The 16,846-nt window shown below is 68.7% G+C and carries 15 protein-coding genes; 14 read left to right on the top strand and 1 reads right to left on the bottom strand.

Annotated features, from left to right (window positions below):
- Positions 1 to 20: 20 nt before the first annotated feature.
- The 11 genes from pdxS (at position 21) to ABZU72_RS17755 (ending at position 11,158) form a co-directional block, all read left to right on the top strand.
- On the top strand, positions 21 to 917 hold the full coding sequence (pdxS, locus tag ABZU72_RS17805; RefSeq protein ID WP_355020160.1) for a pyridoxal 5'-phosphate synthase lyase subunit PdxS: 897 nt from the start codon (positions 21 to 23) through the stop codon (positions 915 to 917).
- Positions 914 to 1,486 (top strand): pyridoxal 5'-phosphate synthase glutaminase subunit PdxT, encoded by a 573-nt coding sequence (gene pdxT / locus ABZU72_RS17800; RefSeq protein WP_355020159.1) that lies wholly within the window; start codon positions 914 to 916, stop codon positions 1,484 to 1,486. The genes pdxS and pdxT overlap by 4 nt, the downstream gene beginning before the upstream one ends.
- Positions 1,487 to 1,594: 108 nt before the next feature.
- Complete coding sequence (locus ABZU72_RS17795; RefSeq protein WP_355020158.1) at positions 1,595 to 2,362, top strand: YebC/PmpR family DNA-binding transcriptional regulator; 768 nt, start codon at positions 1,595 to 1,597, stop codon at positions 2,360 to 2,362.
- Between the two features lie 200 nt (positions 2,363 to 2,562).
- Positions 2,563 to 3,087 carry a crossover junction endodeoxyribonuclease RuvC gene (gene ruvC, locus ABZU72_RS17790; RefSeq protein ID WP_355020157.1) on the top strand — a complete coding sequence of 175 codons (525 nt, stop codon included), beginning with the start codon at positions 2,563 to 2,565 and terminating at the stop codon, positions 3,085 to 3,087.
- Positions 3,084 to 3,683, top strand: a complete 600-nt coding sequence (ruvA, locus tag ABZU72_RS17785) for a Holliday junction branch migration protein RuvA (protein ID WP_355020156.1) — start codon at positions 3,084 to 3,086, stop codon at positions 3,681 to 3,683. Before ruvC ends, ruvA begins: the two co-directional genes overlap by 4 nt.
- A 6-nt stretch (positions 3,684 to 3,689) precedes the next feature.
- Positions 3,690 to 4,772, top strand: coding sequence for a Holliday junction branch migration DNA helicase RuvB (gene ruvB, locus ABZU72_RS17780; protein WP_355020155.1), 1,083 nt, complete (start codon positions 3,690 to 3,692; stop codon positions 4,770 to 4,772).
- An 87-nt stretch (positions 4,773 to 4,859) separates the two neighbouring features.
- Positions 4,860 to 5,228: a preprotein translocase subunit YajC gene (gene yajC / locus ABZU72_RS17775; RefSeq protein ID WP_355020154.1), complete on the top strand. Its 369-nt coding sequence runs from the start codon at positions 4,860 to 4,862 to the stop codon at positions 5,226 to 5,228.
- Between the two features lie 7 nt (positions 5,229 to 5,235).
- Positions 5,236 to 6,963, top strand: a complete 1,728-nt coding sequence (secD, locus tag ABZU72_RS17770) for a protein translocase subunit SecD (protein WP_355020153.1) — start codon at positions 5,236 to 5,238, stop codon at positions 6,961 to 6,963.
- The gene (secF, locus tag ABZU72_RS17765; RefSeq protein ID WP_355020152.1) at positions 6,963 to 8,204 is read left to right on the top strand and encodes a protein translocase subunit SecF; all 1,242 of its coding nucleotides are present in this window, start codon (positions 6,963 to 6,965) and stop codon (positions 8,202 to 8,204) included. The genes secD and secF overlap by 1 nt, the downstream gene beginning before the upstream one ends.
- The gene (locus ABZU72_RS17760) at positions 8,201 to 8,767 is read left to right on the top strand and encodes an adenine phosphoribosyltransferase (RefSeq protein ID WP_355020151.1); all 567 of its coding nucleotides are present in this window, start codon (positions 8,201 to 8,203) and stop codon (positions 8,765 to 8,767) included. Before secF ends, ABZU72_RS17760 begins: the two co-directional genes overlap by 4 nt.
- Positions 8,768 to 8,842: 75 nt before the next feature.
- On the top strand, positions 8,843 to 11,158 hold the full coding sequence (locus tag ABZU72_RS17755) for a bifunctional (p)ppGpp synthetase/guanosine-3',5'-bis(diphosphate) 3'-pyrophosphohydrolase (protein WP_355020150.1): 2,316 nt from the start codon (positions 8,843 to 8,845) through the stop codon (positions 11,156 to 11,158).
- 356 nt (positions 11,159 to 11,514) lie between these two features.
- Here the strand turns inward: ABZU72_RS17755 and ABZU72_RS17750 are convergent, their stop codons facing one another.
- Positions 11,515 to 12,753 carry a DUF349 domain-containing protein gene (locus ABZU72_RS17750; RefSeq protein ID WP_355020149.1) on the bottom strand — a complete coding sequence of 413 codons (1,239 nt, stop codon included), beginning with the start codon at positions 12,751 to 12,753 and terminating at the stop codon, positions 11,515 to 11,517.
- Positions 12,754 to 12,941: 188 nt separating this feature from the next.
- Between ABZU72_RS17750 and ABZU72_RS17745 the strand changes: the two genes are divergently transcribed.
- The 3 genes from ABZU72_RS17745 to aspS are packed head-to-tail and all read left to right on the top strand — an operon-like array spanning position 12,942 to position 16,764.
- Positions 12,942 to 13,637, top strand: a complete 696-nt coding sequence (locus tag ABZU72_RS17745; protein WP_355020148.1) for an MBL fold metallo-hydrolase — start codon at positions 12,942 to 12,944, stop codon at positions 13,635 to 13,637.
- Entirely contained in the window at positions 13,634 to 14,983 is a 1,350-nt protein-coding gene (gene hisS / locus ABZU72_RS17740) for a histidine--tRNA ligase (RefSeq protein ID WP_355020147.1), read from the top strand. Before ABZU72_RS17745 ends, hisS begins: the two co-directional genes overlap by 4 nt.
- Complete coding sequence (gene aspS, locus ABZU72_RS17735) at positions 14,980 to 16,764, top strand: aspartate--tRNA ligase (RefSeq protein WP_355020146.1); 1,785 nt, start codon at positions 14,980 to 14,982, stop codon at positions 16,762 to 16,764. Before hisS ends, aspS begins: the two co-directional genes overlap by 4 nt.
- The last annotated feature ends 82 nt before the right edge of the window (positions 16,765 to 16,846 follow it).

The raw sequence follows: 16,846 nt of genomic DNA, 5'->3' as shown, positions 1-16,846 counted from the left end.
TCCCGACCTACGATCGGCCCATGGCAACAAGCATGAATGAGACGGGAACCTCGCGGGTCAAGCGCGGGATGGCGGAGATGCTCAAGGGCGGCGTGATCATGGACGTGGTCACAGCCGAGCAGGCGAAGATCGCCGAGGACGCCGGGGCGGTGGCGGTGATGGCGCTCGAGCGCGTCCCCGCCGATATCCGCGCCCAGGGCGGCGTGAGCCGCATGTCCGACCCCGACATGATCGACGGCATCATCGAGGCCGTCTCCATCCCGGTCATGGCCAAGGCCCGGATCGGCCACTTCGCCGAGGCCCAGGTGCTGCAGAGCCTCGGGGTGGACTACATCGACGAGTCCGAGGTGCTTACCCCGGCCGACTACGAGAACCACATCGACAAGTGGGCCTTCACCGTGCCGTTCGTGTGCGGCGCGACCAACCTCGGCGAGGCCCTGCGCCGCATCACCGAGGGCGCGGCGATGATCCGCTCCAAGGGCGAGGCCGGCACCGGCGACGTGTCCAACGCGGTCACCCACATGCGTACGATCCGCCGCGAGATCCGCCGTCTCGGCGCCCTCGCCGAGGACGAGCTCTACGTGGCCGCCAAGGAGCTCCAGGCTCCCTACGAGCTGGTCAAGGAGGTCGCCGAGAACGGCAAGCTCCCGGTCGTCCTGTTCACCGCCGGCGGCATCGCGACCCCCGCCGACGCCGCGATGATGATGCAGCTCGGCGCCGAGGGTGTCTTCGTCGGCTCCGGCATCTTCAAGTCCGGCAACCCGGCCCAGCGCGCCGAGGCGATCGTCAAGGCGACCACCTTCCACGACGACCCCGACGTCGTCGCCAAGGTCTCCCGCGGCCTCGGCGAGGCGATGGTCGGCATCAACGTGGACGAGCCCGCCAGGTCGATCCAGTTCGCGGAGCGCGGCTGGTGACCACCGTCGGCGTACTCGCCCTCCAGGGCGACGTCCGCGAGCACCTCGCCGCTCTCGACCGCCTGGGGATGAAACACACATCCGTACGCCGCCGGGAGGAGCTCGACGCGTGCGACGCGCTCGTCATCCCCGGCGGTGAGTCGACGACGATGTGGCGCCTGGCGCGTACGTTCGAGCTGCTCGACCCGCTTCGGGAGCGGGTCCGGGGCGGGATGCCGGCGCTCGGCACCTGCGCCGGCATGGTGCTCCTGGCCGACCGGCTGCTCGACGCGGCCCAGGGCCAGGAGACCATCGGCGGGCTCGACATCACCGTCCGGCGCAACGCGTTCGGGCGGCAGACGGAGTCGTTCGAGACCGACCTCGTTGTCACCGGGCTGGACGACACGGTCCACGGCGTCTTCATCCGGGCGCCCTGGGTCGAGCAGATCGGCCCGGGCGTGGAGGTGCTGGCGAGCGTGGGGGAGCACCCCGTCGCCGTACGCCAGGACCAGCTCATGGCGACCTCGTTCCATCCCGAGGTCAACGCCGACGACCGGCTGCATCAGCTCTTCGTCGACACCTGCTGCTGACGGTGACGTACGGCACGTAGTTAGAATGGAGGCCTGCTGCCCTGTGACGTCTTCCGGTGGTGGCACGACAAGCATCAGCGACGACGCGGGGCAAAGGACGGTTTCCAGATGAGCGGCCACTCCAAGTGGGCAACGACGAAGCACAAGAAGGCGGCGATCGACGCCAAGCGCGGCAAGCTCTTCGCCAAGCTCATCAAGACGATCGAGATCGCGGCCAAGACCGGCGGCCCCGATCCGACGGGCAACCCGACCCTCTTCGACGCGATCCAGAAGGCCAAGAAGCAGTCGGTCCCCAACGACAACATCGACCGCGCGGTCAAGCGCGGTGGTGGGCTCGACGGCGGCGGGGTCAGCTACGACACGATCATGTACGAGGTCTACGGCCCCCAGGGCGTCGCGCTCCTCATCGAGTGTCTGACCGACAACCGCAACCGGGCGGCCATGGAGGTGCGCACCGCGGTCACCCGCAACGGCGGCACCATGGCCGACCCGGGCTCGGTCTCGCGACTCTTCGACCGCAAGGGCGTCGTCGTCGTGGCCAAGGCGCAGGAGGGCAACACGATCACCGAGGACGACCTCCTCGAGGCCACCCTCGACGCGGGTGCCGAGGACGTCAACGACCTCGGTGAGTCCTTCGAGATCGTCTCCGACCCGTCCGACGTCGTCGCGGTCCGCACCGCGCTGCAGGACGCCGGCATCGACTACGACTCCGCCGAGGTCCAGTTCGTCGCGAGCATGGACATCCCGGTCGCCGACGCCTCGGCCGCCGGGAAGGTCTTCAAGCTCATCGACGCCGTCGACGACCTCGACGACGTACAGAACGTCTTCTCCAACGCCGACATCCCCGACGAGGTCATGGAGACCGTCGACGCCTGAGCGGCTCGCTGGTCGAGCCGGATTCGTGAGGAACGAGCGAATCCGTGTCGAGACCAACACGGTTCTGTCGAGCGGACAGAGGACCGTGTTGGTCATCTCGACAAGCTCGATACAACGCTCGACACGCCTCCGCCCAGGGGCTCCGGCGGCTCGACCAGCGATGCCGGTACGCTACGAACAGACGTTCGATGGAGGTGCTGATGCGGGTGCTTGGGATCGACCCGGGCCTGACCCGGTGCGGGATGGGCGTGGTCGACGGGTCGCTCGGTCGGCCGCTGTCGATGGTGGACGTCGGAGTGATCCGTACGTCCTCCGATCTTCCGGTCTGGGAGCGGCTGGTGAGCATCGAGAAGGGCATCGACGCCTGGATCGAGGAGCACCGGCCCGACGCGGTCGCGATCGAGCGGATCTTCGCGCGCTCGAACGTCTCCACGATCATGGGTACGGCCCAGGCCAGCGGCCTCGCCATGGTCTGCGCCGCCCGGCGCGGACTGCCGGTAGCCCTGCACACGCCCTCTGAGGTCAAGGCCGCTGTCTCCGGCAACGGCCGGGCCGACAAGCAGCAGGTGACCGCCATGGTGACCCGCATCCTGCGGCTCCCGACCCCGCCGAAGCCTGCCGATGCCGCCGACGCGCTCGCGCTGGCCATCACCCACCAGTGGCGCGGAGGCGCCCAGAATCGCATCGAAGCCGCGGTGGCCGCGGCAGGGAAGGTACGCCGATGATCGCGTCTGTGCGCGGCAAGGTCGCCGCAGTCAGTCTCTCCACCGCCGTCGTCGAGGTCGGCGGCATCGGGATCGAGCTGCTCTGCACGCCCAACACGCTGGCCACGCTCCGGACCGGCGAGGAGGCTCACCTGCCGACCAGCCTGGTCGTGCGCGAGGACTCGCTGACCCTCTTCGGGTTCACCGACACCGACGAGCGCACTCTCTTCGAGCTCCTCCAGACCGCCTCCGGTGTCGGCCCGAAGCTCGCCCAGGCGATGCTCGCCGTCCTCTCGCCCGACGGCATCCGTCTGGCCATCGCGGGCGAGGACGCCAAGACCCTCACCAAGGTTCCGGGCATCGGCCAGAAGGGCGCCCAGCGGATCATCCTGGAGCTCAAGGACAGGATCGGCGCACCGACCGGCACCGCCTCCGTCCCGGCGCGCGCCACCGCAGCGGCGCCGTGGCGCGACCAGGTCACCGAGGCCCTCGTCGGCCTGGGCTACAACGCCCGGGACGCCGACAAGGCGGTGACCGCGATCGAGCCCGAGGCCGGCGACCAGGCCAACATCTCGTTGCTGCTCCGGGCGGCCCTGCGCACCCTTTCGAAGGCATAAGGACCTATGCACGAGGACGATCTCGACCGGGCCGAGGAAGACTACTTCTCGTCGCTCACCATCGCCGAGGCCGACGGCGACGACCGTGCCGTCGAGGCCGCGCTGCGCCCGAAGACCCTCGACGAGCTGATCGGCCAGCAGCGCGTCCGCGAGCAGCTCGGCCTCGTCCTGGAGGCGGCGCGGCAGCGTGAGCGAGCCCCCGACCACGTACTCCTCTCCGGGCCGCCAGGCCTCGGCAAGACCACCCTCGCGATGATCATCGCGGCCGAGATGTCGGCGCCGCTTCGGATCACGAGCGGTCCGGCGATCACCCACGCCGGCGACCTGGCCGCGATCCTGAGCGGGCTCAACGAGGGCGAGGTTCTCTTCGTCGACGAGATCCACCGGATGAGCCGCCCCGCCGAGGAGATGCTCTACCTGGCGATGGAGGACTTCCGGGTCGACGTGATCATCGGCAAGGGCCCGGGCGCGACCGCGATCCCGATCGACCTACCGCCGTTCACGCTGGTCGGCGCGACCACGCGGGCCGGCCTTCTTCCCGGCCCGCTCCGGGACAGGTTCGGCTTCACCGGCCACCTCGAGCTCTACGACCCGGCCGACCTCGAGCTGATCGTGCGCCGATCCGCGGGCCTGCTCGACGTCACCCTCAAGGACGACGGCGCCTCCGAGATCGCCGGCCGCTCCCGCGGCACTCCGCGGATCGCCAACCGGCTGCTGCGCCGCGTACGCGACTATGCCCAGGTCAAGGCCGACGGCACGGTCACCCAGCAGATCGCCGAGAAGGCGCTCGATCTCTACGAGGTCGACCCGCTCGGCCTGGACCGCCTCGACCTGGCCGTCCTCGACGCCCTGTGCCGGAGGTTCGGTGGCGGCCCGGTCGGCATCTCCACCCTCGCCGTCGCGGTGGGGGAGGAGCGCGAGACGGTCGAGGAAGTGGCCGAGCCGTTCCTGGTGCGGTCCGGCTTCCTGGCGCGTACGCCGCGTGGCAGGGTCGCGACCCCGGCCGCATGGGAGCACCTCGGGCTGCCGGTACCGGCCAACGCCGAGGCTGCGGCCTGGTCCAAGGAAACGCTCTGGGATGAGGCCTGATTCACAGTCTCAACCAGGTGCCTGGTTAGACTTGCACGTCGCCGTGCGCCTGCCGGTGACCACTCAGACTGTCGGAGCCGAACCCCCGTGGAATTCCTTCCTTTTATCGTCATCATCGTCCTGTTCTACTTCCTGTTGATCAGGCCGCAGCAGAAGCGTGCGAAGCAGGCTCGTGAGCTCCAGCTCAACCTCCAGCCGGGTGACCGGGTGATGCTGACCGCCGGATTCTTCGGCACGGTGACGGAGGTCGAGGAGACCACGACGAACATCAAGGTCGAGATCGCCGACGGCGTCGTCATCCAGGTCGTGCGTCAGGCCGTGGCCCAGAAGGTCACCGAGGCGCCTGCCGAGGAGATCGACGAGAACACCGCCGAGGAGCCCGAGGTCGAGGCCAAGGCCGACGAGACCCCTGAGGGCGCCGAGAACGTCATCGTGGACCTCGACAAGAAGGACTGACCAACACATGGCACGCAAGACAGCGCGCCCCGGCCGGACACTCGCACTGCTCTTCTTGGCCATTGCGATCATGTTCGGCGGCATCGCGTTCGCCGGCACCTGGAAGCCCGAGTTGGGCCTCGACCTGCGCGGCGGCACCGAGATCTCGATGACCGCGGAGAACTCCGAGGGCGGATCGGTCCCGAGGGAGAGCCTCGACGAGGCCAAGTCGATCATCGACCAGCGCGTCAACGGCTCCGGCATCACCGGCGGCCGAGTGACCACCGAGGGCAACGACGTCATCAAGGTCTCCATCCCCGGCACCGGCAAGGTGCAGCAGGAGACCGCCGAGCGCGTCCGCCAGACCGCGAAGCTCCGCTTCCGTCTGGTCGCCTGCAGCCCGCAGAAGCCCTGCGGCGCGGCGGACCCCAGCGGCTCGATGGTCGAGGACCCCTCGGCCGGCACCGTGCCGGGCACCTCGCCGCGCGCGGCGTTCGGTGGCGAGACCGCCACCGCCTCCGAGACCGCGAGCGCTTCCGAGAAGTCGTCCGAGAAGGCCTCCGAGAGCGCCGACCCGAGCGCCAGCCCGTCGGCCTCGGCTGGCGCCGAGCCCGAGAAGCAGAACGAGAACGAGGTCGTCAAGGTCGACGACGCGGTCGAGTTCATGCGCAAGGTGCCGCAGGAGTGGGCGACCGCCTACAACTCCTTCACCTGCCCCGCTCCCGGCGCCGAGCCGGCCGAGGACATCCCCGGAAAGCCGCTGCTGACCTGTGACGAGGACGGCGTCCCCTACCTGCTGACGCCTGCCGTCATCGAGGGCACCGAGATCAGCGAGGCCTCCTACGGCATCCCGCAGCAGCAGGCCAACTACGTGGTGACCCTGGACTTCAAGTCCGAGGGCAACAAGGTCTTCGCCGACACCACCGGCGCCATCGCCGGCACCGGCGAGCAGTTCGCGATCGTCCTGGACGCCAAGGTGATCTCGGCCCCGACCGCCGACTCGCGGATCAGCGGAGGCGCCCAGATCAGCGGCGACTTCACTCAGGAGTCCGCCGCCGCGCTGGCCAACAACCTGAAGTACGGCTCGCTGCCGCTCGACTTCCCCGAGGACGGCATCCAGACCCGGGTCATCGGCCCGACCCTGGCCGGCAACCAGCTCACCGCCGGACTCTGGGCCGGCCTCGTCGGCCTGATCCTCGTGGTGATCTTCTCGATCCTCTACTACCGCGCGATGAGCATCGTGGTGATCGGCTCGCTGGTTGTGGCAGGGGCGATGACGTACGGGATGATCCTGCTGCTCAGCGAGACCGCCGGCGTCACCCTGGACCTTCCGGGCGTGGCCGGTCTGATCGTCGGTATCGGCATCACCGCCGACTCCTTCATCATCCTCTACGAGAGGATGCGTGACGACATGCGTGAGGGCCGCTCGATGCGGGTGGCCGTCGACACGGCCTGGCCGCGCGCCCGAAACACGTGTCTGGCCTCCGACGGTGTCTCGTTCCTGGCCGCGTTCGTGCTCTATGTCTTCGCGACCAACGAGGTCAAGGGCTTCGCCTTCATGCTCGGCCTGACCACCATCATCGACGTCCTGGTGTTCTTCTGGTTCACCCACCCGATGACCAAGCTGATGGCCGGCTGGGGCTTCTTCAACAAGGGCCACGTGCTCTCCGGCATGGACCAGCGCGCTATCGGCACCGTCGACGCCCCCAAGGGCACCACGCCCAAGGGCACCACTCTGGTCGGAGGCAAGGCCTGATGAGCAAGTTCTCCATCTCGCGGCTCGGCAAGGAGCTCTACACCGGCGAGAAGTCCTTCGACTTCGTCGGTCGCCGGATGCTCTGGTACGCCGTCTCCGCGGTCGTGCTCGTCGCCGTCGTCCTCGGCGTCTCGCTCCAGGGCATCAACCTCGGCATCGACTTCACCGGCGGCACGCGCTACACCGTGACCGTCGCGCAGGCCGACCAGGAGCTGGCCGACGACCTGCGCGCGGCGGTCGGTGACACGGCCGTCGAAGCCGCCGACGGCGCCACGGTGCGCACGGCCGGCCCCAAGTCGATCGTCATCGAGACCAAGGCGATCTCCGACAACTCCGAGGCCGACGACTCGATCATGGAGGCGATCACCAAGACCGCCGACGTGGCCGAGGACGACGTCAGCCGCACCGGCATCGGCCCCAGCTGGGGCCAGCGGGTCGCCTCCAAGGCGGCCCTCGCGCTGGGCATCTTCCTCGTCGGCGTGGTCCTGTTCATCTGGATCTACTTCAGGGAGTGGAAGATGTCGGTCGCGGCCGTCGTCGCGCTGCTCCACGACGTGGTGATCACGGTCGGCGTCTACGCGATCATCGGCTTCGAGGTGACTCCGGCAACGGTCACCGGCTTCCTGACGATCCTCGGCTACTCGCTCTACGACACGGTGGTGGTCTTCGACAAGGTCAAGGAGAACACCCGCAACCTGTCGCAGAAGAAGCAGACCTACGCCGCCGCGGCCAACCTGGCGATCAACCAGACCCTGGTCCGCTCGATCAACACCTCGATCATCGGTCTGCTGCCGGTCGTCGCGATCCTCTACGTCAGCGCGGTCCAGCTCGGCACCTCCTCGCTGAAGGACATCTCCCTGGTCCTCTTCGTCGGGATGGCCGTCGGCACCTACTCCTCGATCTTCATCGCCACCCCGCTGCTGGTGCACCTGAAGTCGAAGGAGAAGGACATCGTCGACGCCGACAAGCGTGCCGCCGCGCGGATGAAGGAAGCCGACAAGTACGCCGCAGTGCCGGTCTTCGACGACGGCATGCCGGTCGCGGAGGGCGACGAGCCGGACGAGCTCCGGGACGCCCCCTCCGAGGACCTTCACGAAGCCGGCGTGAGCCGGGGCACCAGCCCCAACCGCAACGCGACCGGCCGGGGCCGCAACGTACCTGACCAGCACCGTGAGGTCTCCGACAGCGGCGCAGCCGGGCGTCCGCAGCCGAAGCGCGAGTCGAGGTCGAAGCGGAAGTGACTGTCTCCGAGACGGCCGCTGGTGGCCGGTCGCTCGAGGAAACCCTCGAGCGGCTGGTCGCCGACGTTCCCGACTTCCCGGAGCCGGGCGTCGGGTTCAAGGACATCACTCCGCTGCTGGCCGACCACGCGGGCTTCAGCCAGGTGGTCGAGGCGCTCGCCGCTCCGGCGCGTGACGCCGGCGGCAACGTGACCGTCACCAAGGTGCTCGGTATGGAGTCGCGAGGCTTCATCCTCGGCGCCCCCGCGGCCCTGCACCTCGGCGTCGGCTTCGTGCCCGTCCGCAAGGCCGGCAAGCTGCCCCGCGAGACCCACGCGGTCTCCTACTCGCTGGAGTACGGCGAGGCCACCCTGGAGATCCACACCGACGCGGTCGCGCCGGGGGAGCGGGTGCTGGTCATCGACGACGTCCTCGCGACCGGTGGCACCGCGGCGGCCACGATCGAGCTCGTCGAGCGCTGCGGCGGTGTCGTCGTAGGCGTCTCGGTCCTGCTCGAGCTCGGCTTCCTCGACCCGCGCAGCAAGCTGCCGGACACGCCGGTGCACGCACTGCTCACCAGCTAGCAGGTGGCCCGCAAGTGTCCAACCCGCAAGTGTCGTCCTAGCCAACGCTCCGGGTCGGGCCGGTAGACTCTGGCTATGGCAGAGGATCGCATCGTCGCGCAGCCTCGTGCGCACAACATCGAGGCGCGGGAGAGCAGTGGCCCGGCCCCGTCGGGCCGCAGCGTCCGTGCGCGCCTGGCCCGGATCGGCGGCCGCGGCACGCCGGGCAATCCTGTGCTGGAGCCGCTGTTCCGGGCGGTGAGGTCCAACCACCCGAAGGCCGACCTGGCCCTGCTGGAGCGGGCGTACGTCACCGCCGAGCGCCTGCACGGCACGCAGATGCGCAAGAGCGGCGACCCCTACATCACCCACCCGCTCGCGGTGACCACGATCCTCGCCGAGCTCGGCATGACCGAGCCGACCCTGGTTGCGGCGCTGCTGCACGACACGGTCGAGGACACGCCCTACACGCTCAAGGAGCTCACCCGGGACTTCGGTGAGGAGGTCGCCCACCTCGTCGACGGCGTCACCAAGCTCGACAAGGTCACCTACGGCGACTCCGCGCAGGCCGAGACGATCCGCAAGATGGTCGTGGCGATGTCCCGCGACATCCGGGTGCTGGTGATCAAGCTCGCCGACCGCCTGCACAACATGCGTACGCTCCGCTACGTCCCGCAGAAGAGCCAGGAGCGCAGCGCTCGCGAGACCCTCGACATCTACGCGCCGCTGGCCCACCGGCTCGGCATGAACACCATCAAGTTCGAGCTAGAGGACCTCGCCTTCGCGACCCTCTACCCGAAGATGTACGACGAGCTCGTCCGCCTCGTCGCCGACCGGAACCCGTCACGGGAGAAGTTCCTGGCCCAGGTCATCGACCAGGTCGAGCGCGACCTGCACGAGGCCCGGATCAAGGCGACCGTCACCGGTCGACCGAAGCACTACTACTCGATCTACCAGAAGATGATCGTCGGCGGTAAGGACTTCTCCGACATCAACGACCTGGTCGGCATCCGAATCCTGGTCGAGGACGAGCGCGACTGCTACTCCGTCCTCGGCATCCTGCACTCGCGGTGGAACCCCGTCCTGGGGCGCTTCAAGGACTACATCGCGATGCCGAAGTTCAACATGTACCAGTCGCTGCACACCACCGTCATCGGCCCGCAGGGCAAGCCGGTCGAGCTGCAGATCCGCACCTTCGCGATGCACCGCCGCGCCGAGTTCGGCGTCGCCGCGCACTGGAAGTACAAGGAGGACGGCCGCGCGGGTGTCGACACAGACCGGCCGATGGACAACGACATGAGCTGGGTCAAACAGCTCATGGACTGGCAGTCGGAGGTCAACGACCCCGGCGAGTTCCTGGAGTCGCTGCGCTTCGAGATGAAGCGCACCGAGGTCTACGTCTTCACGCCCAAGGGCGACGTGATCGCCCTGCCCGCCGACGCGACCCCGGTCGACTTCGCGTACGCCGTCCACACCGAGGTCGGCAACAAGACCATCGGCGCCCGGGTCAACGGCCGTCTGGTGCCGTTGGAGTCGACCCTGGAGAGCGGCGACGTCGTCGAGGTCTTCACCTCCAAGTCGCCCAACGCCGGTCCGTCGCGCGACTGGACCTCCTTCGTCAAGTCCAACCGGGCGAAGGCGAAGATCCGGCAGTGGCACACCCGCGAGCGCCGCGACGAGGCCATCGAGAAGGGCCAGGACGCGATCGCCCGGCTGATGCGCAAGGAGGGCCTGCCCCTCAAGCGGCTGATGTCGCGCGAGTCGCTCATGCTCGCGGCCGACCACTTCGACCTCGCCGACGTCGACGCGCTCTACGCCGCGGTCGGCGAGAGCCACCTCTCTGCCCAGGCGGTCGTACGCCGCGTCATCGAGGACCACGGCGGCGACGACGGTGCCGCCGAGGACCTCGCCGAGGCCATCAACGTCGGCCGCAGGCGCCACGGCAAGGTCTCCACCGCCAACTCCGACGCAGGCGTGATCGTCAAGGGCTCCCCGGACGTCTGGGTCAAGCTCGCCAAGTGCTGCACGCCGGTGCCCGGCGACGACATCCTCGGCTTCGTCACCAAGGGCGGGGGAGTCTCCGTCCACCGCACCGACTGCACCAACGCCGCCGAGCTCCGCTCCCACCCCGAGCGCCTGCTCGAGGTCGAGTGGGGCTCCACCTCCAACTCGGTCTTCCTGGTCAACATCCAGGTCGAGGCGCTCGACCGGGCCCGGCTCCTGTCCGACATCACGATGGCGCTCTCCGACGCCCACGTGAACATCCTCTCGGCCCAGCTGACCACCACTCGCGACCGCGTCGCGAAGTCCCGCTTCTCCTTCGAGATGGCCGACTCCAAGCACCTGGACACCGTCTTGAAGCAGGTACGCACCGTTCCCGGCGTCTTCGACGCCTACCGCGTCACCCAATGAGAAAGTGAGCATCTCGTGGACCCGTTCACATGGTTTCTGATTGCCGTAGGCGTCGTGATCGTCGGTGCCGTCGTGTGGCAAGCGGTGAGAAAGTCATCTCGAGGCGTCGACGAATCTGTGGCGAATCGGAACAGGGGTCAGGCCCTGGGCAAGGGCGAGTACTACGGCGGCCCGCCCCACGGCGGCTCCGACGCAGGTCCTCCCGCCGGCCTGTAAACCCACGCCGAGTCGGCTCGTTATGACGAGCCGACTCGCCGGAAATTTCCGTCAGGATGAGCCGACTCGGCCGGATTCTGCGTCAGAACGCGCCGACTCGGCGCGCCTGAGTGGGACAGACGCGCCGAGTCGGAGCTGGGTCAGCTGAAGTCGGCGCTGGCGCGCTTGGCCATCTCGAGGAACTGACGACGCGACTCGAGGTTCTCCTCGAGGCTCTTGATCTTGCGGGCGTCACCCGAGGCCTCGGCCTTGGCGAGGTCGCTCTCGACCTGGGCGATGGCCTCCTCGAGCTTGGCGATCATGTCGTCGGCTCGAGCGGACTTCTCCGGGTCGGACTTGCGCCACTGGTCGTCCTCGGCGGACTTGATGGCCTGCTCGACCTTTCGCATCGCGCCCTCTAGCTCCTTGATGCGGTCGCGCGGGACCTTGCCGGCCTCGTCCCAGCGCTCGGCGATGTCGCGGAAGGAACGCTTGACGGCGTCGAGGTCGTCGCCCTTCTCCAGCAGCGGGAGAAGCTCCTGCGCCTCGGCGAGCAGACTTTCCTTGACCACGGCGTTCTGCGCGAACTCGGCGTCGAGCGCCGCGTTGGCCGAGTCACGGGCACCGAAGAAGACGTCCTGGGCGGCCCGGAACTGCTTCCAGAGCTTGTCGTCGACGTCCTTGGGGGCCGGCCCGGCGGCCTTCCAGTCGCGCATCAGGTCGCGGTAGCGCCCGGCGGTGGGGCCCCAGTCGGTGGAGGTGGAGAGCTGCTCGGCCTCGACGATGATCCGCTCCTTGATCGCCTTGGCGTCCTCGCGCCGGGCGTTGAGCTCGGCGAAGTGCGCCTTGCGGCGACGCGTGTAGGCGGTGCGCGCCGTCGAGAAGCGCCGCCACAGCGCGTCGTCGGACCCGCGGTCGATGCGGGGGAGCGCCTTCCACTGGTCGAGCAGCTCACGCAGCCGGTTGGCACCGTTGCGCCAGTCGTTGCTCTGGGCCAGCTTCTCGGCCTCGTCGACGAGAGCCTCCTTGGCGACCTTCGCCTCGGCCGCCTTCGCGGCCCGCTCGGCCTTGCGGGCCTCGCGCTGGGTGGCGATGACTGGCGCCAGAGCGTCCAGCCGCGCCACCAGCGAGGCCAGATCACCGACCGCGTTGGCGTCGGTCACCTTCTCCACGACGGTCTTGACCGCCGCGGTCGCCTCGTCGGGCGACGTCTTGCCCGCATGCACGCGCCGCTCGAGCTGCTCGACCTCGAAGGCGAGCTGGTCGAACCGGTTGGTGAAGAAGGCAAGTGCCTCCTCTGGCGTGCCTTCCGGGTATTGCCCCACGGAACGCTCGCCCTCAGCGGTCTTCACATAGACCGTTCCGTCTTCCTCGACCCGACCCCACTGCTCGCTGGTCACAATGTCCCTACTCTTCGCATGAGGCGCTAACCTCTTATGAAATCTCCCCCGCCGGACACCGTGCTCGTCACAGTCCCGGTCGGCTCAACTTGCAGGTCCCCGTGGTGTCCCGGCACACCTCGGGGTGCCCATCGTAGTCAGACGCCACGATGCGGCGCTGCACTGTACCGCTGGATAGGGTGTTTCTCGTGTTGATCGCAGGCTTTCCCGCCGGTCCGTGGGGCACCAACTGCTACGTCGCCGCCACCGGTCCGGGCACCGAGTGTGTCGTGATCGACCCCGGGAAGGACGCCGCCAAGGGCATCGAGGAGATCGTCCGGGAGCAGCGCCTCAAGCCGGTCGCCGTGCTCCTCACCCACGGCCACGTCGACCACATGTGGTCAGTGACCCCGGTGAGCAGGACGTACGACTCGACGGCCTGGATCCACCCCAACGACCGTCACCTCCTGGCCGATCCGCTCCAGGGCATCTCGCCGGAGTCGGCGCAGATGCTGCTCGGCATGCCGCAGGGGACCTACGACTTCGTGGAGCCCGACGACGTCCGCGAGCTCACCGACGGCCAGGCCATCGACCTGGCCGGGATGAGCTTTCTGATCGACCATACGCCCGGGCATACCGAGGGGTCGGTCACCTTCCGGACTCCCTACCCCGACCACGCCGAAGTCAGTGACGTGATGTTCTCCGGCGACCTGCTCTTCGCGGGCAGCATCGGGCGTACGGATCTTCCCGGCGGTGACCACGCCACGATGCTGCAGTCCCTGACCACCAAGGTGCTGCCCCTCGCCGACGACATCGTGGTGCTCCCCGGACACGGCGAACAGACCTCGATCGGGCGCGAGCGCGCCACCAACCCGTTTCTTCAGGACCTGATCACCACACTATGAACAAGCCAACACCGCTCTCCGGTTTCCCGGAGTTCCTGCCGAGCCAGCGCACCGTCGAACGCGAGGTCATCGCGACCCTGAGCCGCACCTTCGAGCTGCACGGCTTCGGCAACATCGAGACCCGCGCCGTCGAGCCGATGGACCAGCTGCTGCGCAAGGGGGACACCTCCAAGGAGGTCTACGTCCTACGCCGTCTGCAGGAGGACGACAGCAGTCGAGACAAGGGGATGGGGCTCCACTTCGACCTCACCGTCCCCTTCGCCCGCTACGTGCTGGAGAACGCCGGCAAGCTGGAGTTCCCCTTCCGCCGCTACCAGATCCAGAAGGTCTGGCGAGGCGAGCGCCCGCAGGAGGGCCGCTTCCGCGAGTTCGCGCAGGCCGACATCGACATCGTCGGGCGCGACACGCTCCCGTTCCACCACGACGTCGAGGTCGCCCGGGTCATGCTCGAGGCACTCGGCAAGCTGACCTTCCTGCCCGGGTTCACGCTCCAGGTCAACAACCGCAAGCTGATCCAGGGCTTCTACGCCGGTCTCGGCGCCCCCGACGTCGAGGAGACCATGCGGCTCATCGACAAGCTCGACAAGATGCCGGCCGACGAGGTCGGCAAGCTCCTCGTCTCCGAGGCGGGGCTGACCGACGACCAGGCCGCCAAGTGCCTCGAGCTCGCCACGATCACCGCCACCGACGACTCCTTCGTGGAGAAGGTCCGTGCCCTCGGTGTCGAGAGCGAGCTGCTCGAAGAGGGCCTGACCGAGCTTGCCACACTGATCACCGCGACCGCGCCGCTCAACACCGATTCCGTACGGGTCGTCGCCGACCTGAGCATCGCCCGGGGCCTGGACTACTACACCGGCACCGTCTTCGAGACCCGCCTGGACGGCTACGAGACGCTGGGCAGCATCTGCTCCGGTGGCCGCTACGACGCGCTCGCCAGCGATGGCAAGACCACCTACCCGGGAGTCGGGATCTCGCTCGGCGTGAGCCGCGTCCTGGTGCCCCTGGTGCAGAAGGGCGTGCTCGACGGTGACCGCAAGGTCCCGAGCACCGTGCTGGTCGCCGTCTCCGACGAGGAGAGCAGGGTCGAGGCCGATTCGGCGGCCCAGCAGCTGCGCGCTCACAATGTTGCCTGCGAGGTCTCGCCCAACGCCGCCAAGTTCGGCAAGCAGATCCGCTTCGCGGAGCGCCGCGGCATCCCGTACGTCCTCTTCGCCACCGAAGGCGGCTACGAGATCAAGGACATCCGCACCGGCGACCAGGTCCCGGCCGACCCGGCCACCTGGACGCCGCAGAACGAGAGCGACCTGAAGCCCCAGGTCGTCGCGAACAACGAGGAGAAGAAGTGATCCGCACCCACGACGCCGGCACCCTGCGTGCCGAGCACGTCGGCCAGACTGTGACCCTCGCCGGCTGGGTAGGCCGCCGACGCGATCACGGCGGGGTCGCGTTCCTCGATCTGCGTGAGGCCAGCGGCGTGGTCCAGGTCGTCGTCCGCGACGAGGAGATCGCTCACCACCTGCGCAACGAGTACTGCATCAAGGTCACCGGCGAGGTCGTTGCTCGGACTGAGGAGAACCTCAACCCCAACCTCGCCACCGGCGAGATCGAGATCGTCGCCAAAGACCTCGAGGTCCTCAGTGCGGCCGCGGCCCTCCCGTTCCCGATCGACGACCACGTAGAGGTCGGCGAGGACGTACGTTTCAAGCACCGCTACCTCGACCTGCGCCGCACCGCGCCCGGCAACGCCATCCGCCTGCGCTCGAAGGCCAACAAGGCCGCCCGCGACGTGCTGGCCGGTCACGACTTCGTCGAGATCGAGACCCCGACGCTGACCCGCAGCACCCCTGAGGGCGCTCGTGACTTCCTGGTCCCGGCCCGCCTGCAGCCGGGTTCGTGGTACGCCCTGCCGCAGTCCCCGCAGCTGTTCAAGCAGCTGCTCATGGTCGGCGGCATGGAGCGCTACTACCAGCTCGCCCGCGCCTACCGCGACGAGGACTTCCGCGCCGACCGGCAGCCGGAGTTCACCCAGCTCGACATCGAGATGAGCTTCGTCGAGCAGGACGACGTGATCGCCCTCGGCGAGGAGATCGTCGCGGCGCTGTGGAAGCTGATCGGCTACGACGTGCCGCTCCCGCTGCCGCGGATGACCTACGCCGACGCGATGGCCAAGTACGGCTCCGACAAGCCCGACCTGCGCTTCGGCATCGAGATCACGGAGTGCACCGACTACTTCTCCGAGACGACGTTCCGGGTCTTCCAGGCGCCCTACGTCGGCGCCGTGGTGATGCCGGGCGGCGCGAGCCAGCCGCGGCGCCAGCTCGACGGCTGGCAGGACTGGGCCAAGCAGCGCGGCGCCAAGGGCCTGGCGTACGTCCTGGTCCAGGAGGACGGCTCGCTGACCGGTCCGGTCGCCAAGAACCTCTCCGAGACCGAGGCTGCCGGACTGGCCGCTCACGTCGGCGCCAACCCCGGCGACTGCATCTTCTTCGCCGCCGGCACGCCCAAGTCGAGCCGCTCCCTGCTGGGTGCCGCCCGGCTGGAGATCGGCAACCGTCTCGACCTCCGCAAGGACGGCGAGTGGAGCTTCCTGTGGGTCGTCGACGCGCCGCTGCTCGAGCCGGCCTCCGAGGCCGTCGAGTCCGGTGACGTCGCGGTCGGTGCGGGGGAGTGGACCGCGGTCCACCACGCCTTCACCAGCCCGCAGGACGTCGAGGGCTTCGACAAGGACCCCGGCAACGCGCTCGCCTGGGCCTACGACATCGTCTGCAACGGCAACGAGATCGGCGGCGGCTCGATCCGTATCCACCGCGAGGACATCCAGAAGCGGGTCTTCGACCTGATGGGGATCGGCGAGGAGGCGGCCGAGGAGAAGTTCGGCTTCCTGCTCGACGCCTTCAAGTTCGGCGCCCCGCCGCACGGCGGCATCGCCTTCGGCTGGGACCGCGTGGTCGCCCTCCTCGCCGGCACCGACTCCATCCGCGACGTGATCGCCTTCCCGAAGACGGGTGCCGGTTACGACCCGCTCACCGCCGCCCCGGCGCCGATCACCCCCGAGCAGCGCAAGGAGGCGGGCGTCGACGCACGGCCCGCTCCGGCGGCGGCCGCCGAGGGCGAATCGGCGAACTGAGCGCGCTTCGAGCAAAGCCAACAGAGTCTCCGGGACCGGTCCGCCGGTCCCGGAGACTCTCGTCGTTCAGCGGTGAATGGCA

Origin of the sequence: Nocardioides sp. NPDC004968 (assembly GCF_040608935.1) — a bacterium.
Taxonomy (GTDB): domain Bacteria; phylum Actinomycetota; class Actinomycetes; order Propionibacteriales; family Nocardioidaceae; genus Nocardioides.
The sequence above is the reverse complement of the archived record's forward strand: the minus strand, read 5'-3'. Positions and strand labels throughout refer to the sequence as shown.

Bases quoted from the DNA above. Each gene is read 5' to 3' on its own strand.
- ruvC (WP_355020157.1), top strand. From the start codon at position 2,563: ATGCGGGTGCTTGGGATCGACCCGGGCCTGACCCGGTGCGGGATGGGC.
- ruvA (WP_355020156.1), top strand. From the start codon at position 3,084: ATGATCGCGTCTGTGCGCGGCAAGGTCGCCGCAGTCAGTCTCTCCACC.
- ABZU72_RS17755 (WP_355020150.1), top strand. From the start codon at position 8,843: ATGGCAGAGGATCGCATCGTCGCGCAGCCTCGTGCGCACAACATCGAG.
- ABZU72_RS17795 (WP_355020158.1), top strand. From the start codon at position 1,595: ATGAGCGGCCACTCCAAGTGGGCAACGACGAAGCACAAGAAGGCGGCG.
- ruvB (WP_355020155.1), top strand. From the start codon at position 3,690: ATGCACGAGGACGATCTCGACCGGGCCGAGGAAGACTACTTCTCGTCG.
- secD (WP_355020153.1), top strand. From the start codon at position 5,236: ATGGCACGCAAGACAGCGCGCCCCGGCCGGACACTCGCACTGCTCTTC.
- pdxS (WP_355020160.1), top strand. From the start codon at position 21: ATGGCAACAAGCATGAATGAGACGGGAACCTCGCGGGTCAAGCGCGGG.
- secF (WP_355020152.1), top strand. From the start codon at position 6,963: ATGAGCAAGTTCTCCATCTCGCGGCTCGGCAAGGAGCTCTACACCGGC.
- hisS (WP_355020147.1), top strand. From the start codon at position 13,634: ATGAACAAGCCAACACCGCTCTCCGGTTTCCCGGAGTTCCTGCCGAGC.